This window comes from Aquimarina agarilytica ZC1 (assembly GCF_000255455.1).
Classification (GTDB): Bacteria; Bacteroidota; Bacteroidia; order Flavobacteriales; family Flavobacteriaceae; genus Aquimarina; species Aquimarina agarilytica.
In genome coordinates, this window is record NZ_JH621262.1 from 38,357 (window position 1) to 59,888 (window position 21,532).

Annotated in this window: 24 protein-coding genes; 9 read left to right on the forward strand and 15 right to left on the reverse strand. The window is 32.8% G+C overall.

Annotation, left to right across the window (positions count from 1 at the left end; translation table 11 throughout):
- Positions 1–6: 6 nt before the first annotated feature.
- The 7 genes from KQA_RS19585 to KQA_RS0210710 form a co-directional block, all read right to left on the reverse strand.
- Positions 7–1,083, reverse strand: coding sequence for an imelysin family protein (locus tag KQA_RS19585; protein WP_010180947.1), 1,077 nt, complete (start codon positions 1,081–1,083; stop codon positions 7–9).
- Positions 1,084–1,175: 92 nt separating this feature from the next.
- A complete protein-coding gene (locus KQA_RS0210685; protein ID WP_010180949.1) occupies positions 1,176–2,417 on the reverse strand; it encodes a DUF4856 domain-containing protein in 1,242 nt (413 codons plus the stop codon).
- Positions 2,418–2,817: 400 nt separating this feature from the next.
- Positions 2,818–3,375 carry a hypothetical protein gene (locus KQA_RS0210690; protein ID WP_010180951.1) on the reverse strand — a complete coding sequence of 186 codons (558 nt, stop codon included), beginning with the start codon at positions 3,373–3,375 and terminating at the stop codon, positions 2,818–2,820.
- 385 nt (positions 3,376–3,760) lie between these two features.
- The gene (locus tag KQA_RS0210695; RefSeq protein WP_010180954.1) at positions 3,761–4,204 is read right to left on the reverse strand and encodes a heme-binding domain-containing protein; all 444 of its coding nucleotides are present in this window, start codon (positions 4,202–4,204) and stop codon (positions 3,761–3,763) included.
- A 59-nt stretch (positions 4,205–4,263) separates the two neighbouring features.
- Positions 4,264–5,403, reverse strand: coding sequence for an imelysin family protein (locus KQA_RS0210700; RefSeq protein WP_081483254.1), 1,140 nt, complete (start codon positions 5,401–5,403; stop codon positions 4,264–4,266).
- 20 nt (positions 5,404–5,423) lie between these two features.
- The gene (locus KQA_RS0210705; RefSeq protein ID WP_010180958.1) at positions 5,424–6,836 is read right to left on the reverse strand and encodes a di-heme oxidoreductase family protein; all 1,413 of its coding nucleotides are present in this window, start codon (positions 6,834–6,836) and stop codon (positions 5,424–5,426) included.
- A 111-nt stretch (positions 6,837–6,947) separates the two neighbouring features.
- Positions 6,948–8,171 (reverse strand): imelysin family protein, encoded by a 1,224-nt coding sequence (locus tag KQA_RS0210710; RefSeq protein WP_010180959.1) that lies wholly within the window; start codon positions 8,169–8,171, stop codon positions 6,948–6,950.
- A gap of 180 nt (positions 8,172–8,351) precedes the next feature.
- Here KQA_RS0210710 and KQA_RS0210715 point away from each other — a divergent pair, with 180 nt between their 5' ends.
- The 3 genes from KQA_RS0210715 (at position 8,352) to KQA_RS0210725 (ending at position 9,429) form a co-directional block, all read left to right on the forward strand.
- A complete protein-coding gene (locus KQA_RS0210715) occupies positions 8,352–8,702 on the forward strand; it encodes a DUF6686 family protein (RefSeq protein WP_010180962.1) in 351 nt (116 codons plus the stop codon).
- Positions 8,703–8,706: 4 nt separating this feature from the next.
- Entirely contained in the window at positions 8,707–9,075 is a 369-nt protein-coding gene (locus KQA_RS0210720; protein ID WP_010180964.1) for a hypothetical protein, read from the forward strand.
- A gap of 105 nt (positions 9,076–9,180) precedes the next feature.
- Positions 9,181–9,429: a hypothetical protein gene (locus KQA_RS0210725; protein WP_010180966.1), complete on the forward strand. Its 249-nt coding sequence runs from the start codon at positions 9,181–9,183 to the stop codon at positions 9,427–9,429.
- Positions 9,430–9,451: 22 nt separating this feature from the next.
- On the opposite strand, the gene KQA_RS0210730 is transcribed toward KQA_RS0210725, so the two are convergent.
- Positions 9,452–10,315, reverse strand: a complete 864-nt coding sequence (locus KQA_RS0210730; protein WP_010180970.1) for a hydroxymethylglutaryl-CoA lyase — start codon at positions 10,313–10,315, stop codon at positions 9,452–9,454.
- 7 nt (positions 10,316–10,322) lie between these two features.
- Positions 10,323–10,745 carry a secondary thiamine-phosphate synthase enzyme YjbQ gene (locus KQA_RS0210735; RefSeq protein ID WP_010180972.1) on the reverse strand — a complete coding sequence of 141 codons (423 nt, stop codon included), beginning with the start codon at positions 10,743–10,745 and terminating at the stop codon, positions 10,323–10,325.
- Positions 10,746–10,816: 71 nt separating this feature from the next.
- Between KQA_RS0210735 and KQA_RS0210740 the strand changes: the two genes are divergently transcribed.
- Complete coding sequence (locus tag KQA_RS0210740) at positions 10,817–11,626, forward strand: HAD family hydrolase (RefSeq protein ID WP_010180974.1); 810 nt, start codon at positions 10,817–10,819, stop codon at positions 11,624–11,626.
- Here the strand turns inward: KQA_RS0210740 and KQA_RS0210745 are convergent.
- Positions 11,616–12,131 carry a hypothetical protein gene (locus KQA_RS0210745; protein ID WP_010180976.1) on the reverse strand — a complete coding sequence of 172 codons (516 nt, stop codon included), beginning with the start codon at positions 12,129–12,131 and terminating at the stop codon, positions 11,616–11,618. The genes KQA_RS0210740 and KQA_RS0210745 overlap by 11 nt on opposite strands.
- A 400-nt stretch (positions 12,132–12,531) precedes the next feature.
- Positions 12,532–13,563 carry a quinone-dependent dihydroorotate dehydrogenase gene (locus KQA_RS0210750; protein ID WP_010180978.1) on the reverse strand — a complete coding sequence of 344 codons (1,032 nt, stop codon included), beginning with the start codon at positions 13,561–13,563 and terminating at the stop codon, positions 12,532–12,534.
- A 106-nt stretch (positions 13,564–13,669) separates the two neighbouring features.
- Between KQA_RS0210750 and pepT the strand changes: the two genes are divergently transcribed.
- Positions 13,670–14,908, forward strand: a complete 1,239-nt coding sequence (gene pepT / locus KQA_RS0210755) for a peptidase T (RefSeq protein WP_010180980.1) — start codon at positions 13,670–13,672, stop codon at positions 14,906–14,908.
- Between the two features lie 7 nt (positions 14,909–14,915).
- Positions 14,916–15,440 (forward strand): DUF3575 domain-containing protein, encoded by a 525-nt coding sequence (locus tag KQA_RS0210760; protein WP_010180982.1) that lies wholly within the window; start codon positions 14,916–14,918, stop codon positions 15,438–15,440.
- Between the two features lie 304 nt (positions 15,441–15,744).
- On the opposite strand, the gene yajC is transcribed toward KQA_RS0210760, so the two are convergent.
- Genes yajC through KQA_RS0210775 form a run of 3 tightly spaced genes read right to left on the reverse strand, consistent with a single transcriptional unit; the run spans position 15,745 to position 17,488 of the window.
- The gene (gene yajC / locus KQA_RS0210765; protein ID WP_010180984.1) at positions 15,745–16,047 is read right to left on the reverse strand and encodes a preprotein translocase subunit YajC; all 303 of its coding nucleotides are present in this window, start codon (positions 16,045–16,047) and stop codon (positions 15,745–15,747) included.
- A gap of 1 nt (position 16,048) precedes the next feature.
- Positions 16,049–16,522 (reverse strand): DUF1573 domain-containing protein, encoded by a 474-nt coding sequence (locus KQA_RS0210770; RefSeq protein WP_010180986.1) that lies wholly within the window; start codon positions 16,520–16,522, stop codon positions 16,049–16,051.
- Positions 16,523–16,576: 54 nt separating this feature from the next.
- The gene (locus tag KQA_RS0210775) at positions 16,577–17,488 is read right to left on the reverse strand and encodes a transcription antitermination protein NusB (protein WP_010180988.1); all 912 of its coding nucleotides are present in this window, start codon (positions 17,486–17,488) and stop codon (positions 16,577–16,579) included.
- Between the two features lie 199 nt (positions 17,489–17,687).
- On the opposite strand from KQA_RS0210775, the gene KQA_RS0210780 reads away from it, so the two are divergent.
- Positions 17,688–19,448 (forward strand): ABC transporter ATP-binding protein, encoded by a 1,761-nt coding sequence (locus KQA_RS0210780; RefSeq protein ID WP_010180989.1) that lies wholly within the window; start codon positions 17,688–17,690, stop codon positions 19,446–19,448.
- Positions 19,449–19,521: 73 nt separating this feature from the next.
- Positions 19,522–19,911, forward strand: coding sequence for a PUR family DNA/RNA-binding protein (locus KQA_RS0210785; protein ID WP_010180991.1), 390 nt, complete (start codon positions 19,522–19,524; stop codon positions 19,909–19,911).
- A 129-nt stretch (positions 19,912–20,040) separates the two neighbouring features.
- On the opposite strand, the gene KQA_RS0210790 is transcribed toward KQA_RS0210785, so the two are convergent.
- On the reverse strand, positions 20,041–20,976 hold the full coding sequence (locus KQA_RS0210790) for a hypothetical protein (RefSeq protein ID WP_010180993.1): 936 nt from the start codon (positions 20,974–20,976) through the stop codon (positions 20,041–20,043).
- 340 nt (positions 20,977–21,316) lie between these two features.
- Here KQA_RS0210790 and KQA_RS20260 point away from each other — a divergent pair, with 340 nt between their 5' ends.
- A complete protein-coding gene (locus KQA_RS20260; RefSeq protein ID WP_157366652.1) occupies positions 21,317–21,490 on the forward strand; it encodes a hypothetical protein in 174 nt (57 codons plus the stop codon).
- The last annotated feature ends 42 nt before the right edge of the window (positions 21,491–21,532 follow it).

Sequence of the window (21,532 nt, forward strand, 5' to 3'; positions counted from 1 at the left end):
GGTCAATTAATCGCCATCATTATCAACAATAGTAATAGGAATTTCCAACACCGAAACCACATCTGCCTTAAACAATATGACCAAATCTTGTAGGGCGTCACGCGCTGCAAGCATTAATGTATTATCTGTTTCTACTTGTGTTGCTAAATTCTCATTTAACGCATTCAGCGCTATTTCTGCTTCAAGAAATTCTAATTTAATGCGAGCATCTAATCCTTTTTCACCTAAGCTTAAAAGTATTTTTGACCAGCTAGACGAACTATTTTCTGTTCCCAAATAAAAGGTTCTTACACTATTAAATGCTTCAACAAGCAATCTTCGCGATTCTTCCGGTTTAAATCCAGACTCTATAATAGTTGAATTAGGTATCCCACTAAATTTTCCCGCGGGAAAATCTATTTTAGTTGACCTCAATCTTCTTTCAAAAAATTCAACATAATTGTTATAAATCAAATCAGCAAATTCTGCATCGCTCTTTACTACAGTTGCAAAATTAGTATTCCAATCTATTACTACTTGCTGAGTTAAATTGGCTATTCGATCAACAACTTTACTTAAAACGTCCTTGTAAATTTCCGCATTCCCTCCAGTATAAAAAGCTAGAACTTCACTGTCTGATGCTCCCAATCCATTTAACAAATAGTCAATAGCAGGAAACCCTTGGCTTGCCTGAAACTCTATTTTTTCTAGATTAGTACTTTCTGTTGAGGATATGAAATTTTCAACTTTACCAATATCCAATGGATGTGAATTCAAATTGAGATAAAAACGAATATCATTAGCTAAACCAAAATCGTATTTACCTGCTGCCTGAAATGTAGTATATGCCTGCAAATAGGTTTCACGTAAACTTACTAAGTTTGCTTCTGTATTGTTCGCTATAAATGTATTTTTAGCCTCGACTAGATTGATTACATCTTTATTAAATGCGTCATATTCTGGCAAAATATGATTATCAACAATGTTTTCCAGTAATGGAATAGCGTCAAAAACATTATTTTCACTAGGCTTCAATTCATCATCACAACTCAATACCAATAAAGAGCAAAATGCTATTATTAAAATTCCTATTTTTTTTACCATATCCTACTCCATTTTCGTGCAAAAATAACCATAAACTTTAATTGAAGTATCAAAAAAAGCTTATGGTTACCCATACATATTAACAATTCTATTTACTTATTTACAGCACCTGTATCTTTAGCCTGATCTACTGTAAAATCAAATTTTTCGGCTATCTGCTCTGCCATGTTATCAACAGTTTCTAGCTTATCAGCTAAATCCCAAAAACCATCTCCTGCATTTAATGTTGCTAAAAACCCATCTACCTCAGTTTTTGAAAAGTAAGGTTTACCACCAGGGTCTTGAGTAAAACGTAATGAATATATAAACCCATAACCCTCAGACCAATCATGAAAAGCGGTACCATCAGTTACTGCTTTAAAGCCAGATCTTCTAATTTTATCAGCTCCTTGTTTTAAGTAAAATACAGCACGTATTCCGATAACTTCCGACAATGCTAAACGAATAATATCTGCTTGCTTTTCAGATTCCTCATATTTCCCTGCTGTTATAGCTGCTCTACCCGTTTTAAACGCTTGAAAAATACGATCTGCTATACCTTCAAAATCTTTATCTCCCTCAACACGTTGTACATATTTATATAAAAAATTATCCACAACTGTTTCTAAATGTTTTGAATTTGGATCACTCAATACATCTGCATCAGATGCTCCATATAAATACCCATAAGCTTCATCCCAAAAATGTTCTGCTTCAGTGTATGGGTTTCCTTCGTCCAAAGTTCCTGCATCATTTGCTTCTCTAATAGCAGCTCCTTCAGTTAAACTCAAATAATCATTGATAATTTGATCTAAGGTTAAGGCCCCAATCAAGCCTTTATTAAAAGCTTGATTTAACTCTAATCCTTTTTCATTTACAAAACGACCTTCTAACTTCCCTACTGTACCTCTAGTTGCTACTGGCACCTCATCGGCACTAGCGTATTTAGATAAAAGTATAGCTACTTGTTCTGCTATATATCCATCAAAAACACCTCTAATTTCAGCTTGCTCTACCGAATTTGTTTTAAAGTAGTCTACAGATTCTGCTACTTTTGTTCTTATATTTTTGGTGTCATTTAAGGCAGTATCAGCAAAACCTTCTCCATCAGCAAACTTCCTATCAATTGTTGCTTCATCTGTCCCAAATGTTGTGAAATCCTTTAAAATTTCAGCACCTTGTTTTAAGCGTGTCGTTTGTCCGCTAAAACTCACTGTACTTTCTCCATTCCTAGTGAATTCATATTTTGCAGGAACATCTAACTGATCACTTGGAGCCATTGAACTATCATCAGAATTACATGCCACTATAGCTGTAGTTAAAACTCCAAATTTTAATATATTTCCTAATTTCATTTATTTAGATTTAATATGAATAGTTTGTTTTGATGCTGCAAATATATTATCCATATCCATTCTAAACAAACATTATATTAAATTATTCTAAATAAAATTAAACTAATTTGTATTTGATAAAAAATCTTATTATTTATTGTAAAATACCCACTATTTGATACAAAAAACCAGTAAAAACTCAACATTTTCACTAGTTCCTTTATCGTATTCAAAATAAGCCTTAATATTCCTTAAATTGCTCTTCCCATAAAATCAATGTTTCTTTTTCTTTTTCAGATAAACCATTATACATTAATTGATATACTAAAAAAGACTTTCATTAAAAAAATGAATCGCCAATTAAGGAAAAGTAGAATGTATAGTCATACTTAAAAAATGGAAAAATTACTATAATACATTTTTATGGCGTTTGAGATATCGTAGAACGTTCATAAGAAAAACCTCCACTATTCCCTTGTTTCCCCCCTCTTGACCAACTTAAAAATTTTATATCCATATAAATATCTTCTTCAATAAGGTGAAGTATCAAGTCTTGATCAATAATTTCAAAAGGCCTTATTGTTCTCCTTAAAGATTGGAAATTTAAAGTGCTCAAATCAGAAGAAGCCATTGCCCCTTTTGCCCACTCTGTTCCTAAAGGACTTTTATTAGTCGCAGCATCAGTTTCTATTTTGGCATTATATAATTCTCCCCCACTATTTGCACGAGTTAACCATATATTTTCTGTGATACGATCTTGATTTGCTTCCAACATGGGGTCGGCTCCTATTTCTTTTGTAAATATAATTTTAGAACCATCCCAAATGATAGGTGTTTTAGTATCTATGGGTTTTGAAGTAGGTAAAGGCTTCATTTCTTCATTTTTACCAGTATCAGTTATGGAATCATCAGAAGAACATCCTTGTATTCCTAAAAAAAAGATTAGTACCAATAACTTAAATAGTTGTGAAAATTTCATTTTTTAAAATTTGAAAATTAAATACTGAGAAATTTAACAAATCGATCTCCAGTTATGAACCTTAGTATTTTAAATTCTCATTAAAAAATGATTCCTATTTTGTAAAATAATGCTCTTAATTAAAAGAATAGTTGACAAATCAATAACGTATTTAATACAGTGCATTAATGGATTAAACTTTTAAATAAACCACGCAATTATATTGCCATAACATCTTTATTCTAACAAAAAATAAGAAAAATCACAGCCACTTATTCAAACCAAAATTGAACTAGTTTGCATTTTACAAAAAAGGCTTCTTCGCTATTAATATGCCTATTAAACTAAAAAAACCAGTAAAAACTTAACATTTTTACTGGTTCCTTTATCGCATTCAAACTAAGCTTTAGTGTTCCTTAAATTGCGCTGCCCACAAAATCAATGTTTCTTTTTCTTTTTCAGATAAATCGCCATGTGTTAATCGATATACTTTCAGGGGCATTTCATCTTCTTCCACCTCTTCATACACCTCAGCTAATTTATGTAACTGTCGTGCTTCTGGATAGGTACTCCATTCCGAAAAATTTAAATGTTCCTTGCCTTCTTCAATATGATGATCCAATAATAAATTAACTGCTCCTATAGAAGCATACCAAGGATATTTGGTATGGTTACTATGGCAATCATAACAAGATGCTCTAAAAATTGTTTTTACCTCCTCTGGTACATTAAACGATTTTTCGAATGATGCCACACTTTCATAAGAGGACACATTATCTTTTTTAACAAAAAACTGAAGTACTACTACCGTTAGCACAACAACTGCCAATATTATTTTTTTTACGCTCATTAAATACAAATTAATTCAACTCCAAAGTTACTAGAATAATTTAAAAATACTTCCATTTATTAATCCCCATCATTATCATTTAACGTTATGGTAAACCCAAGTGCACTAGCCATATCCACTTCTAACAATCTTTTTAGTGTTACAAAACTATCCTTAAGTTCTAAAACAGCCAATTTATTAAGCACTAACTCTTTAGCTAATGACCCCTCAATAGCGTTTAATTTGGTCTTACAATCGACAAATGCTTTTTCAAAAGAATTCACTAAATCTTGCCGTTCATTAAGTATTAAAAAATTTGAAAAACCAACATTTTCTTCCGAAATACCATTAAAATTACCTGTAAATAATTCCTCCATAGCTGTTACATGCGATTGTATAATCTCTTTTGAAAATTCTGCATAAGGAGACTCCACCGTATTTGTTGCTATTTCCCCTCCATCTTTATCGCCTAAAGGAACGCCTAATTTTTCCAAAATAATATCCTCAGTAAGCGAAATCATCGTATTGATCAATCGATTTTGACTTCCGCTTATTCCTGTTTCTGTGGCCATCATAAATCGCGCTTTATATTGCTCCCATGCCTCCTTATAGCGCTCCACATTAGTCTTCAAATTCTCAGTTACTGCTACTAAATAAGCTACATTACGTATTCCGCTTTCGCTAGAAGTAAAGCGCGCTAAAGGACTAAGGCTATCAGTTTCAAAAAAAAGTAAATACTCTAATGCCGAAATTCCTTTTTGCGAAGACCCCTTTGAATTCACAAAAGCTTCATTAATCACTTCATCACTCAAAATAGTGTCTTCTATTTTTGATACATCTGTCGGCCAACGATTTAATTCAAAAGAGATAAATGTTTGTGATACGGGACCTATATCATATAACTCCAATGGCTTCCAAATCAATTGCAACTCTTTCCATGCCGCCTGTAAATCATTCAAACTATTGGCATTCTGAGTATTTTGGAACGACTTGGCTTGTAAAACAATTTCTTCTGCTTTGGTATCTAGTGTTGCCAATAAAACTGATATTTCATGTTGATATATTTGCTCAAATTGCTTGCGCTTTAAAATTGCTACATCCTTATTGATTACCTCCTTCTCAGAAGTTTCTTTTTGATCATCATTACTACTACAACCAAAAATCATAGCAACAGCTAGAACCATTAATACTCGTACTACCTTATCTTTTGTTTTCATCATTTCCTTTTTTATTCATCGTTTTATAATGACTCAATAAAAGCAATCAGCTTCTTTCTTTCGCTTCCCTTTAAATTCATAAAGAGTTTCTTTGAATTTTCAGCTTCGCCTCCATGCCATAATATGGCTTCTTCTACTCCACGAGCACGTCCATCATGTAGTAAATCCGAATGATTATTTACTGTTTGTATTAATCCAATTCCCCATAAAGGAGGCGTACGCCACTCTGTTCCCATAGCCTCAAAGTCGGGAGTCTGATCCGCCAAGTCCTCACCCATATCGTGTAATAACAAATCGGTGTATGGAAAAATGACTTGATTTTCTAATGCTTTTATTTCCGATACTCCTGTGGTAAATGTTTTTATATGACATGCTACACAGTTGACCTGCTCAAATAATTGTTGTCCCTGTTGAACTGCTTCATTATCAAAATCACGTCTAGCTGGCACAGCTAATGTTGATGCATATAACGTAACTCTTCCTAAATTTCGATCGGTAATTTCTGGTTCGCCTCCATTAATAATTGTATCACAATCCACTCCAGTAGGACAATTTTCATTAGGAAACAATGATGATGTAATTCCCAAATCACCAGCAAATGCCGCAGCTACTTGCTGCCTCAAAGTAGACTGATTGGCTTTCCAGCCAAATCGCCCTAATTTTATTGAATTTGTTGCTAGATCATAAACTCGGTTGGGTTTTCCCGAAATACCATCATTATCAATATCGTCTACATCTGCATTTTTAAAAATATCAGTTTCAGCAATAGCATCCAACAAACCTAAACCGATCATTTGATTGGCTACTCGTGGTGACACTTGTAAATTAGTGGCCAATTCCCCATAATTTAAGTTTTCAAATATATACTTAGGCCTACGTAAATTTATTGTTTCACCATCTGGATAAGTAACTACAAATGGCGTATATGTTATTTTTACATTCCCCTCGGGCTCTAAATCTTGTACAGACTGATCTTGAAATTGATCTCCATAAATGGGATCGGGGAAATTTCGTCCAAACTCATCTTGCCCAGGTACACTTAAGCGAAATAAAATTCCTGATGATTTATTCCCGCTATCAGTTTGCGGACGCCCACGACCATCCTTAAAATGACAACTAGAACAAGCTCTGGAATTAAAAAATGGCCCTAAACCATCGCGTGCTGTGGTAGAAGCTGGTGCAGTAACCCAACTTTGATTAAATAACGAGTTTCCTGTAAAGAAAAACAAACTATTCTCATCATTCAAATTAGGTGCCGCCGCTCCAAAAGCATTTGGTGATCTATCAAAAACAGTCACTGCTCCACCAGGAAATTCTTCTCTTGGATCAATAGCAATATTAGGAATTACTTCAGGCACATCCTCATAATTATCATCACTACTACAGCCTACTATTAACAATACAACAAACCAACTGTAAAACTTTCTTAAATTCATAACAAACTGTTTTAAATACAAAAATCAGGGCTTAAAAAAAGCCCCGATTTTCAACTAGATAAGCATGTTGCAATTCACAAGTGATTACAAACAAAATAAAAAACTAATTATTTATTCTTCTAGATCTGCTACTACACCCGATAAGCCCAAAGCAGTTGCTCCTTCGACTAATTTATCTCCTAAATTTTGCAATTCAATTGCTGCAATTCTCACCGCTGGTCTAACCAAATCATCTGATATGGCAAAATCAAAAGGTATTGCTGTGGCATTAACCGCTGTTTCCGCCTTGGCTAGTTGTGTAGAGATTTCTGCTCCTAAAGTAGCATTTGTTGCTGCTATCAAATCTTCAAGTGATTTTCCACTTATACTAGCATACTTACCACGGTACACATTGGCTACCCCGGCTAAATTTAAACGTAAATCGCGATGTGTGTTATCACTAAAACAAGAATGCTCATCTTCTTGATCTCTATTATCAAAGGACACAAAAACACGTTCCCCTGCTAATTCTCCTTTTGCTAGTTTAGAAATACCAGTAAGCATATTTTTCAATGCCACATCCTCTTCTAACGCCAAAAACGTTTGTCTATAAGGACCATTAGCATTCCACTCATCCAACAAAGACTGTAAATTATCCAATAAAATTTTTGAACAAACACTTAAATAAGTTCTTCTTCTTGCTTGATTTTCTGCAGTTCCTCCATCAACAAAATCCGTAAAAGGTCTTTTTCCTGCTTCTTTTTTTGTAGGACTTGTATTGTCCTGTCCCCATAATAAAAACTCAATAGCGTGATAACCTACACTAATATTTTTTTCAGATTCATCTTGATCCCCATTAGCGGTATTACCTCCTTCATTTTGGTCTAATAAAACTTGCTTAGTAATTGTTGGGAAATCCGCAGGATTATTTATTATGCCCGAATCTTCTTTCCCCGCAACATAATCAATATAATTTTCATCTAAAGGCCATGCATTTAACAAGCCCTCTGGACCATCTTCATCATCAATAGGCCCATCTGCAAACCTAAATGCTTCTGTTTGTCCGTAAGGTTCTCTAGCCTCTAACCAAGCTTGCTTTGTTGCTTCAAAATTAGCTTCGGTTGGCGTTGCTACAAATGCAGCTATCTTTTCATCTAAAAGCTTAGCTGTATCAAATGCATCTTGATAATTTTTTAATACCAAATTCACATAATTTTCAATTACCTCCTTTTTTGCTACCGCAGTTTCATTTTTGTCTTCTATTTTTTTTTCTGTATTTGAATCATCATCAGAACATGAAATAATAGTCATTCCTATTGCCAGTATCCCTATTAAACTAATTTTTGTCAGCTTCATTTTATTTTTATTAAGATTGTATTTAAATAGTGTTTTAATGCAAATATATGTCTCAAACCTAAATAACAAAAATTATTTTTAATTATTCCAAATAAAAATAATATGCAAAATACTTTTATTTAGAATAATTCTAATATATATTTGAATTATTATTTGGAATAATTCTAAACAAAAAAAAGAATGTGTAAAAACATCACCTCTATTACAAAAACAAGAGCAGGCATACTATATAAATGTAACGAATGTGACCTTTTTCAACTGGTTTACAAAAACATACTACTTGAATTTACAGCAAAAGAATTTGAAAGTTTTAGAAGCTACTTAGAGTTTTTAGAAACTAAGCACAACGAAAAAGGTTTTGAATACACTACTAATCATAAAATACCGATACCCACATTGCAGCAGAATTTATTCTTGATATTTAAAAAACAAGAATTTGAAGATTTAAAAAAATTAGTTTTTGGTACTTCCAAAACACAGTATCCTCTAATTAAAGGCTATGAAATTGAATATCAATTTTTAAAAAATTAAAACCATGGCAGACAAAGATATCATCACCATTTACAATAACTCCTTTGGCATTAGTTTTAAATGGAAAAGAACGGAAGCAAAAGACTTAAACAAGGTGCAACTTGTTTTTGAAAATACAGGTTTATACTTGAACTATGATGAACTCCTTTTATTTGCAAAAAATGTAACTGATGCACTAAAAAGACCGTCGATGTGTAATGATTGTAAAAACAACATTTCGTGCAAGTCCATTTTGCTAGAAACGCCTGTAACACAAATTAGTTTTGCCATGAGTTATAAGGAACTTAATGACATGTATGATTTAGTTAATGGCACACTATTCCAATTAGGATTGGATACTATTTTGCAAATAAACACCATTCACAAACAATAGTGCTACAGCTATTTATATTGTTTCTTTATTTAATTAACTGTAAATTATACTAATAAATCTTGTAAAGAAGATTACAAACTACTTTACAAACAAAAAATTAATGTTATGGCTATTAGATTAGGAAACAGTTGTATGAACTGTGAAAATTTGACCGAAAAAAAAGAATGTAAAATTCATATGGTTGCGGTGAGTAACAATTACACTTGTGATCATTTTACTATGAAAGCTACTTTAAAAGATGATAGAAATTGTGTGACTTGCTCTCGTTTTCACGAAACTGATTGTGCCAACCCGCAAGCTGCTGCTCCTGGAATGTTATGTACTCATTGGGCACCACAAAATGCTATGGCTTAAAAAAGGAAATAAATAACTTGAATTAATGGTATTGAGAAAACAATACCGTGGCTTGATTATGTGCCGATTCAAAACGCATTACATCTACATCAAACACCTCTTTTTGTGTAGTAAAGTAAGAAATCATTTTTTCGGTTGGCATATTCCCTATTAAAGCATCACCGGCCATTGGGCAACCTCCGTAGCCCTGTATGGCTCCATCAAACCTTCGACATCCAGCTAGGTAAGCTGCATCTATTTTTTCGAACCAAGTACTTAATGACGTATGTAAATGCGCACCAAATTCAATGTTTGGATAGGCAGGGATTAATGCCGAAAATAACTCCGTTATTGTTTGGCTTGTTGATGAACCCACCGTATCACTTAATGAAATAACAGCAACTCCCATAGCAGCAATTTTTGCTACCCATTCACTTACAATTGATGGATTCCAAGGTTCTCCATAAGGATTTCCAAAGCCCATACTTATATACACCACTACCTGCTTATTAGATGTTTTGGCAATCCCTATTATTTCTTTCAATATAGCCTCGGATTCTGCTATTGTTTTATGCGTATTACGCATTTGAAAAGTTTCTGAAATTGAAAAAGGAAAGCCTATGTACGATACCTGTGGCATTGCTGCAGCAGCTAAAGCTCCTCGGGTATTAGCCACAATGGTCAACAATTTTGTTTGCGTACTAGACAAATCTAAGTGTTCAATTACCTCCTTGGTATCGGCCATTTGCGGAATAGCCTTAGGCGAAACAAAACTACCTACATCCAAGGTGTTAAAACCACAATTAACTAACATTTGTAAATATTGTAATTTAGTCTTTGTAGGAATAAATTGTTTTATTCCTTGCATTGCATCTCTTGGGCATTCTATTAGTTTCAACTTTTTCATCTGTTCATTAGTTGCCAAAAAGTGTTAAAACTAACTTCCGCTCTCCACCATAATCTCGATGTTCACACAGATAAACCCCTTGCCAAATCCCTAAATTTAATCTGCCATTAGTAACGGGAATTTGTACTGATGCTCCCATTAATGATGACTTTATATGCGCTGGCATATCATCTGGACCTTCGTAGGTATGGATATAATAGGGCGCATTTTCCGGAACCATTACATTCATATGACTTTCAAAATCTGTACGCACCGTTGGATCTGCATTTTCATTTATGGTTAAACTAGCGGATGTGTGCTGAATAAATACTTGTAACTGACCTATTTTAATTCGAGAAAGTTCTGGTATTGCCTGCTCAATTTCGGAAGTTATTAAATGAAAACCACGTCGATAGGCTTTTAGTCGAATCTCTTTTTGAAAAAAATGCATTAAAGTTAATTTACGGATAGGTTTGTATGAATTACAAAACAGTACATTTGTATTTTACTAAATTAACAAAAATGAATTTATCAGACGTAAAATTAGTGGTCACAGATATGGATGGCACACTCTTAAACTCAAAACACGAAGTTAGCGACTTGTTTTTTGAGTTATTTGAACTACTAAAAGCCAATAATATTCATTTTGTTGCCGCCAGTGGACGTCAATACCATAGCATTTTAGACAAACTTGCTGCTATAAAAGAACACATAACTATTGTAGCCGAAAATGGCGCCTATATTGTTAAAAATGATGAAGAATTATTTGTTAACGCCATTTCACAAAATGATGTAGAAAACTTACTCCAACTATGTAATCACATTGATGGAGTTCACTTAGTAGTATGCGGAAAAAACAAGGCCTATATTTTAAATGAATCCGAACAATTCCAAAATACTATAGCTGAATATTATACCGAATACAAAGTACTCCATAGTTTTGATGAATTGCCTAAAGATGATTTTTTTAAGATTGCTCTATGCCATCACGGAGGTGCTGAGGAGTTTATATATCCTTATGTACAACATTTAGAAAATGATTGGCAAATAAAAGTTTCGGGTAAATTATGGATTGATATTTCACAACACGCTTCGCACAAAGGCAATGCAATCGCTAAAATTCAAAAGCAACACGGTATTACCGAAGCTCAAACTATGGCTTTTGGTGATTACAATAATGACCTTGAAATGCTAAAAAAAGCATCATTCAGTTATGCCATGGAAAATGCACATCCCAATGTAAAAGAAGTAGCAAATTACCAAACATTAACTAATGACAATAATGGTGTTGAAGCTATTTTACAAAAACTTATTGCAAGTATTAATCCGTAAAAAACTGCTTATCCAAAAATCGTTTCCCTAGCTTTACGTTGTAATACATACGACGTATAAGTTGTCCATCCCCCACTTGTCCTTTTAAGTATTCCTTACCATTGGTATACCAAATAGTATACTCGGTTCCACGCGGTACTTTGGCAAATAAAGTACACATATCCAATAAAAACTCCTCGCCAAAAGGTTTTTTAGATACTAATTTACTCGCGGCTACATTTTTATCTCTTGATTTAATAAAAATGCGCGAGCTGCCTTCTAATTTAAACTTTCCCTTTCCTTTAATAGGAGCATCCACATTAACTAGTACGTTATAAAAAGTAACGTAAGCCGGTTTCACAAAGTTCATAGAGGAGGTGTTTATAATCACCTGATCTTTTACGGAGTAATCATTCCCATTAATCACCATTCCACGCTCAATATTGGAAAGACTATGGGACAGATCTACAAAATGTTGGGCATGGATTGAAGTGGTAATAAATAATGTGAGTAAAAATATTCTCATAATGTAAAATTTTGATCATACACTTAGTTGGTTTATTGTTTATCAATGTATAAAAAAAAAACATACATTACACAAAATCAACCTTTTCCACCTATCAACTCCGGTATCAACTGGTATAATTAAAAAAATATAAATTATAGAAATACCGAAAAAATCAAATACAACTTACTGAATATCAAAATCTTAAAAATTGTTAAATTTTCAATATTTTAAAAAAATATTAAGTCAAAAAATTGCTTTTTAACAGAAAAAAACTTAATAATTAATGAGAAAAAACATCTATTTTAACAATCTTTGTAGTCTGATTCTTAGCCAAAAACGTCAATTACATCGTTTTAGTGCTAGGAAATTTAAAAAAGTACGGCTAATTCCTAGCTTATAAAGCCCCTCTATATTAGGCTTATTTAACTATTAATTTGGTATTAATATCCTTAATCAATTTAGGGCCACTATAGATAAAACCTGTATAAATTTGAACTAATGTAGCTCCTGCGTTAATTTTTTCTAGAGCGTCCTCCGCTGTATGAATTCCCCCTACACCAATGATAGGAAAAGACTGATTGCTTTTTTCTGACAAATACCTAATTACTTCTGTAGATTTACTTGCCAAAGGTTTACCACTTAAACCTCCGTTTCCAATTTCATCTAAACGTGATTGAGGTGTTTTTAAATTACTTCGTGATGTTGATGTATTACTTGCTATAACACCATCTAAACCGGTATCCTTAATAAGCACTACAATCTCATCTAATTGATTTTTATTTAAATCGGGAGCAATTTTTAATAAAATCGGTTTTTGAATCTCAAAACTAGTATTCGCTTCTTGAACAGCACCAATAAGTTCTTCTAAATATTCTTTGTCATTCAATTTGGCATGACTAGATACATTTGGACAACTTACATTAAGCACAAAATAATCCACATAAGGATGTAGGGCATTAAAACATTCCAAATAATCTTGTGTATAATCCTTGGGATCTGTGTTGGTATTTTTACCAATATTCCCACCTATAATGAGTTGCTTTTTATTCTTTTTTAATTGTTCAATAGCAATCTCAACTCCCTCATTATTGAAGCCCATCCTATTAATAATGGCCTCATCTGCTTGAAGTCTAAACAAACGTTTTTTGGGGTTCCCTACTTGTCCCTTTGGAGTTACGGTACCTATTTCAATAAATCCAAATCCAAAGTTTGCTAGCTCATTAAACAACACGGCATTTTTATCAAAACCTGCAGCTAAACCTACTGGATTTTTAAATGTTAGCCCAAAAACCTTACGTTCTAAACTTTTATGCTCTACTTTGTAAAGGCCTTTAAAAATTGACGCTACTCCTGGAATTTTGTTTAAAAAACGGATTAATGAAAAAGTAAAGTAGTGTACTTTTTCGGGATCAAACTTAAATAATAAGGGACGAATTAGCGTTTGATACATATTGGATTTTGTTTTTTGCAAAAATACTATTTTGTGTGGGAATACCGCCTAAAAACTACTTTTAAAAACACGGACTATTTGTATCTTTACTTTCAAATTCCGCATCATGTTTTCAAAAGAAGCTATTATTGATCGTTTTATAACTTACGTTAGTATTGACACCCAAAGCGACCCTAAAAGCAATACCACCCCTAGCACAGATAAGCAATGGAACTTAGCTCATTTACTAGTAGACGAATTAAATGCAATTGGCTTACAGGAAGTCTCTATTGACAATAATGGTTACATTATGGCTACCATACCAGCAACCACTACTAAAACCACCCCTACCATAGGTTTTATTGCTCATTATGATACTTCCCCTGATTTTACTGCTGAGAATGTATCCCCTAAAATTTTAGCAAACTATGATGGTAAAGATATTATTCTTAACAAAGAAAAAAATATTATCCTATCTCCCTCATATTTCGAAGATTTAAAACAATATGTAGGACAAACTTTAATTACTACTGATGGTAACACTTTATTGGGGGCCGATGATAAAGCAGGAATTACAGAAATAGTTTCGGCAGCGGAATACTTAATTAAACACCCAGAAATAGTACACGGTAAAATTAGAATTGCCTTTACCCCCGATGAAGAAATCGGACGTGGTGCTCATTTGTTTGATGTTGAAAAATTTGGAGCCGATTATGCCTATACCATGGATGGAAGTCAAATTGGCGAACTAGAGTATGAAAATTTTAATGCAGCTGCAGCTGTAGTTACCATTAATGGAAGAATTGTGCATCCTGGCTATGCAAAAGGCAAAATGATTAACAGTATGTTGATTTCTCAAGATTTTATTAGTTCTTTGCCACAGTTAGAAACACCAGAGCACACCTCGGATAGAGAAGGCTTTTTTCACTTACATGATATCAATGGATCGGTTGAAAAAACCACACTCGAATACATAATCCGTGACCATGAAAAGGAACATTTTGAAGCCAGAAAACAGGTAATGATTGCTCTTGTTAAAGAATTAAACAAACAATATGGTGAAGGCACACTTGAAATTGATATACATGATCAGTATTACAATATGAAAGATAAAATAGCGCCTAATATGTATATTATTACTATTGCAAAAAAAGCTATGGAAGCTTTAAAAATTAAACCCATTATAAAACCCATACGTGGGGGAACAGACGGAGCTCAATTAAGCTTTATGGGCTTACCATGCCCAAATATTTTTGCTGGCGGTCATAATTTTCATGGAAAATACGAATATATCCCTGTGGAAAGTATGCAAAAAGCGAGCGAGGTTATTGTAAAAATAGCCGAATTAACCACTAAAACACCTTAATTTACTTATGAAAAAATTTTTAGTATCACTTTGTTTATTCACATCAGCACTTAGTTGGTCTCAATCTGAAAAAGCACATGAAATAAAAATTGATGCACTTTCGGCACTAGTTACTCCAGCCATTGAGTTAAGCTACGAATATGCGCTTGGAAATTCATCGGGAGTTGGTTTAGCTACCTTTTTTAGATTAAATGCCCCAGATGATAATTATCGAGAATTCTCTATTGCTCCTTATTTTCGTCAATATTTTTACAATAATCGTGAATATGGACAAAAAGGATTTTATATCGAAGCTCTATTACAATACGCAACTGGTAATGATGACACTAATCTTTTTGGATCTACAGAACGAGATAAACTTGACGACTATAGTGACCTAGGAATAGGTTTTGGCGGAGGTTTAAAATGGTTAACGAATAGTGGATTTAGCATTGACATTGGTGCAGGAGTAGGACGTAACTTTAAAATTGACGATGCTTCTCCTGACTTTTTTATCAATTGGGGGATTAACTTAGGATATCGCTTTTTTTAAATCTTTGGTATTAATACGATTAACGAATAAATATTTCGTATAACTACTTAAATACTTAAACCCGAATTATACATTAAAAAATCTATTGCGTCTGCGGTCTACTTCAAATACTATCGTAAACTGTGTTTTTTAATTTAACCATAACGGTGCTATGCTGAAATTAAGAAAACACTAGTATTTATTGTATATCACAGCCTCATGACAAAGTTTCAATGCATAATTCGGGTTAAAAAAACAAAGGCTTTTCAGAATTGAAAAGCCTTTGTTTTTTTGTAACTGAAATAAAATATAGTTATTCTTTAATTTATTTTCCTTTAGAAGTTGCTTCCGAAGGAGCATTTAATTTTTTTGACAATTCTAATGAAATTGACGAACGATCAAAGGTAAGCTTACCTGCTGTGGTTTCTAAAACAACAGCATCACTCTTTTCACTTATTTCAAAAATACGGGCATGCAATCCACTTTTTGTTATTACTTTGTCCCCTTTTTTTAAATCTGCAGCGAACTGCTTTTCCTTTTTTTGTCGTTGCATTTGCGGGCGTATCATAAATAGATACACCACTACAAACATTAAAATAATTGGCAAAAACTGTTGAATATCTCCCATTTTAGCTACCTGCTTCTTCTGTTTTAGGCTTAGGTGTTACCGATGCCTTTATTTTTATACGCTCTTTTCCAGTTTCTGTATTTGCAGTAATAGTAACTGTTTTTTGCTGCTGATTTGGTTTGTTTGTACTATTAAACTTTACCATAATTTCACCTGTTGCCCCTGGAGCAATTGGTGAGTTTTTAGGGTATGTTGGTACGGTACATCCACAACTTCCTTTAGCATCTGTAATTACCAATGGCGTATTCCCTGTATTTGTAAATGTAAATAAGTGCTCAACTACATCTCCTTCATTAATGGTTCCAAAGTCATGTTCAAGCTCATTAAACTTCATTACAGGAAAATCCCCTGCTTTTGCATCACGCTCTGCTGCTTCAACTACTTTTTCTTCACTTACTTTATCTGCGGCATTCTTTTTACATGAAACCAAACTCATGGCAAAAACACCTGCAAAAATCAAAATTCCTTTTTTCATGGTTTTTATTTATTTGTTATTTTAATAAAGCTCTAAAGTAATAAATTTTTTAATTTACATTAAACCTCTTCCCATTTTATTTAACGTTCCGGCTGTATTATACTCTTTTGACAACTTATCTAATATACCATTAATAAAAATACTACTCTTGGGAGTACTGTATTCCTTTGCTATCTCCAAGTATTCATTTATAGTAACTTTAACTGGAATTGATGGAAATTTTAAAAATTCGCATATGCCTAATTGAATCATAATTTGATCCATTACAGCAATACGTTCCTTATCCCAATTTGGTGTTTTCCCTTCTATTTCTGCAGAAAATTTATTTTCATGCAATTTAGTTTTTCTAAACAAATCCTGAGCATACAAAATATCGTCATTATCCTTTACTAGAGCTGGAAGGTGCAATGTTTCATCATCCGATGCTTTTAATCTTTTTATAAAAGCACAAATTGAAGTGTTTATCAAAGGAATATCATCGGCCCATGATAATTTTTTATCTTCATAATAATCATAAAGTTTATCATTTGGCGCTATAATTTCTTTGTAAATATCAAGCACAAAATTTCTGTCCTGCTTAAAAGAATTAGTTTCAGCATTCATGTATTCTTCATACAAATCACTCTCAATAATTTCTTTGTAAAGTATTTTTACATAGTCATCATCTAAGTCCCAATAGTTCATTTTTAAATCCTCAACCGCTTCGGTTAATTCTAAATTGCTTGCTAATAACTTTAACAACGCATTATCAATAAATTTACTATTTGGATTTTTTTCTGCTTCGGTAGCTAATTGTTTTTTCTTATTAGCATTCAAAATGTATTCGGCATGCTTACGGAGTGCGACAAGTAAATCTAAGTTCGCAATAAAAAGGACACGTACTTGATTCATACTTTCCTTTAAATACTTTAATTCCACATCCAACTGGTCACTTTGTTTTTGTTTCATTGCAAAAAGTGATTGCATCACCTTTATACGAATATGTCTTCGAGTAAGCATAAAATATAAGAACGTTTATTATACATTTTGTTACTGCAAAAGTACTACAATTATAAAAAGAGAGCATCACAAAAAGCAAAATAACTTCTAGCTTTAGCTTAAACCTAAAATATGTACCCATAGTTCGCTCCGAAAACACTTATATTTGTTTTAAAATAAGCTGCTTTTGAAATCCTTAAAACACCTCAATAAATATTTTATAAAATACAGAATTCGTCTTATTCTAGGACTACTCATTGCTGTCACATCAAGATTATTTGCTGTTGCTGTTCCTAAATTTATTGGGGATTCGGTTGCCGAAATTGAACAATATATAAAAGGTGAAATTACCGATATCGAAATTGTAAAATCAAGTCTTTTAATTAATATCCTAATCATTATTGGATGTGCATTACTGTCTGGTTTTTTTATGTTTTTAATGCGTCAAACCGTTATTGTTGTTTCGCGCTTTATTGAATATGATCTAAAAAATGAAATTTATGAACAGTATCAAAAACTTTCATTAAGCTTTTACAAAGCTAACCGTACTGGTGATCTAATGAATCGAATTAGTGAAGATGTTGGTAAAGTTCGAATGTACGCAGGACCTGCATTAATGTATAGTGTAAATACAATTACTTTATTTGCAGTAGTACTTACCTACATGAGCAGTATTGCTCCCACGCTTACTTTGTATACTATCGCACCACTTCCTGTACTGTCATTAAGTGTATATTATTTAAGTGTTGCTATCAACAAACGCACTACGGTTGTTCAAGAGTATCTTTCAAAATTGACCACATTTACGCAAGAATCCTTTAGTGGTATTGCCGTTTTAAAAGCCTACCAAATAGAAGGTCGCACAAATACTGATTTTAATAAACTTGCCAATCAGAGCAAACAAAAAAGTATTGATTTAGCACGTGTCCAAGCTTTATTTTTCCCACTAATGGTTTGCCTTATTGGCGTGAGTAACATAATCGTTATCTATATTGGAGGAAAACAATACCTTGATGGACAAATTAGTGATTTTGGTATTTTGGTTGAGTTCATCATTTTTGTAAACATGCTCACCTGGCCTGTCGCTACTGTGGGATGGGTTTCTTCTATTATCCAACAAGCAGAAGCTTCACAAAAACGCATCAATGAATTTTTAGAAACTGTGCCAGAAATTCAAAATGATAAAAACGCTATTCCAGTTACTATTACTGGAGCAATTAGTTTTGAAAATGTAACCTTCACCTACCCAGATACAGGTATTCAAGCTTTAACCAACTTAACTTTTAAAATAATTCCAGGGCAAACTATTGGCATTGTAGGCAACACAGGTTCGGGAAAATCAACTTTACTAGAGCTTATTGGCAGATTATATGACCCTACAGGTGGACAAATCACCATTGATAATATCCCATTACAAAATATTAATTTACAAAATTTACGATCGCAAATGGGCTATGTGCCCCAAGATGCCTTTTTGTTTAGTGATACTATTGAAAATAATATCTGTTTTGGTAAAAATAACGCCACAGAAACCGAAATGATTGAAGTCGCTAAAATAGCATCGGTACATAAAAATATTATACACTTTAAAAATGGCTACAAAACACTACTCGGTGAAAGAGGTGTTACCCTCTCTGGAGGACAAAAACAACGTGTATCTATTGCACGCGCTTTGCTAAAAAAACCTAGTATTTTACTTTTAGACGACAGTTTATCTGCTGTAGATACCGAAACTGAGAAGCAAATCATTGATAATTTTAAAACTTTGTCAGAAAAAAGAACGTCAATTATTGTAAGTCATCGAATTTCTTCTGTTAAAAACGCCGATTTAATTCTTGTTCTAGGCGACGGAAAATTAATTCAAAAAGGTGATCATCAATCACTTATAAACCAAAAAGGATACTATCAAGATTTATACAACAAACAGTCACAGCAAAAAGAAATGTAATTTTTTTTTGATTCTATAAGTTTTTTTTTCATTTTTGAGTAACAATAATTAACCAAAACTAGAAATTAATATTATGGGGGATTACGGAACGATGGAGAAAGAAGAAATTTTTTCTAAAGTTTTAAGAGCAGGAAGAAGAACTTATTTTTTTGACGTTAGAGCAACTAAAGCTGATGACTATTACATAACCATTACAGAAAGTAAAAAATTTACTAATGACGATGGTTCCTTTCATTACAAAAAACACAAAATCTATTTATACAAAGAAGATTTTGAAGGATTTACCGAAATTTTAAATGAGATGACTGATTATGTCATTAAAGAAAAAGGCCTTGAGGTGATTAGTGAACGTCACCAAAAAGATTACCAAAAATCATACGAAACAGAAAACACTACGCTAGAAACAGCCAATACAGATGATAAAGCTAGTGATTTTACAAATGTAAGTTTTGATGACATTTAAGGAAGGACAAACTCTTTAAAAACAACAACCACTAACTAACTTAAGAGCGGCAAAATTCAATTGAATTTAGCCGCTTTTATTTTTTTAATACATTAAGAGCCAACAATTACACTTCCCTACAGCATTAAGTCACCTAACTAAAGATTCTAAACTAGAATCACTAATGTTATGGACTGGAACATACTTTTCTACAATATATGCTGTAACTGGCTTTAATGTTTTACAGGTTAATGGATGTATTCCTGGAGCCGAAAAAAATTCTACTTCATATTTTCCTTTTTTTTGATACCAAACCTGTGGCTGATTTGTTTCTGAAAAAAAAGGATAAGCAGCTGAAACCTCTATTTTTTTGAAATGATTAAACTTAACTTCATTATAGGCTATAGGTGCATTGCATGTTTTTGATGATATCAGTTGATGACATGAAGCTATTTTATACCTATCATTTTTCCAAATCATGCATTTTTGAGTATGCACAGTTACTGCTGGTTTTAATTTTGAGAAATTTGTTATTAAAATAAATACGACAACTGCTGTAATACCAAAACCAGCTACTAATATTTCTTTTTTAAACTTTGCTTTGTCCTCTTTTTTCACATCCTCCACTAACAAAGTTTTGTGTATCGATCTTGATTCTTTTATATCAATAGACTTATTACTCAATTCAAACTGATCTTGCTCATCAAAAACATGATCTATAGCTCCTACTGACTCCGAATTTCTATAATTATTTAAAGGCCTAGGCTCAAAATTAATTAAGATAGCTATCAACTCAATATTATCATGTAGGGTATCCGATGTTTTTCCTATTAAAAAATTTTTAAAAGGCCTAAACCTATCAATATCTATTTCCTTAATTCTTCTAATGTTATCACGTGTACTTCCTTCTTCCTCTAAATTAAAAAAAGCATAAAACTTCAATTCATCTTTCTTCACTAATCCTTCTTCGTATTTTAAAAGACAATCCCTTCTTATTTTAGCAGGTGATAGTTCTTTTAAGTAATCTGAATCCCCTCGTTTATACTTCTCAAGAATCTCTTTTTTATATGTTACATCAGTTTTCATCAGAATCACAACCTATTAATTATCGGAATCTACTGTAATTTACCGAAATCTTTCGAATTATCGGAATACACCGGAATCCCTTACTAACAAAGGTTTTACACTGCTATACATTTGTACCAACAACAAGTTCCAGTTATATATTGCTAACATAACTATTGTACAAAACTTGTTGTTACGGAAAGCCATAATGTGGTATAGTTATCACTAAAGGGAAGTAGTTTGACACTATTACTGCATTAGCCTTTCCCTTCTTCCCAAAACCAAAGGGACATCGTGTTTCTAACATGAATCTAATCTGGAAAAAATCTCCAGACAGCCATTCCTATGGCCGATTTTAAAAATGATACAAATGAAAAATTTTATAAAAGTAACCGTTATAGCAGTAATATTTACTAGTTCATTATTTTCTTGTAATCCTGAAAAAGTTACCGAAGATGATATAGAAATAGAACGATTTGAAAAACAATCAATAGAAGGGGAAGGAGATGTTAGAGAAAAACCTACTTCTGATTAATTCTTAATGTTTATCAACTCTAAATTTTATAAGAGACTGTCA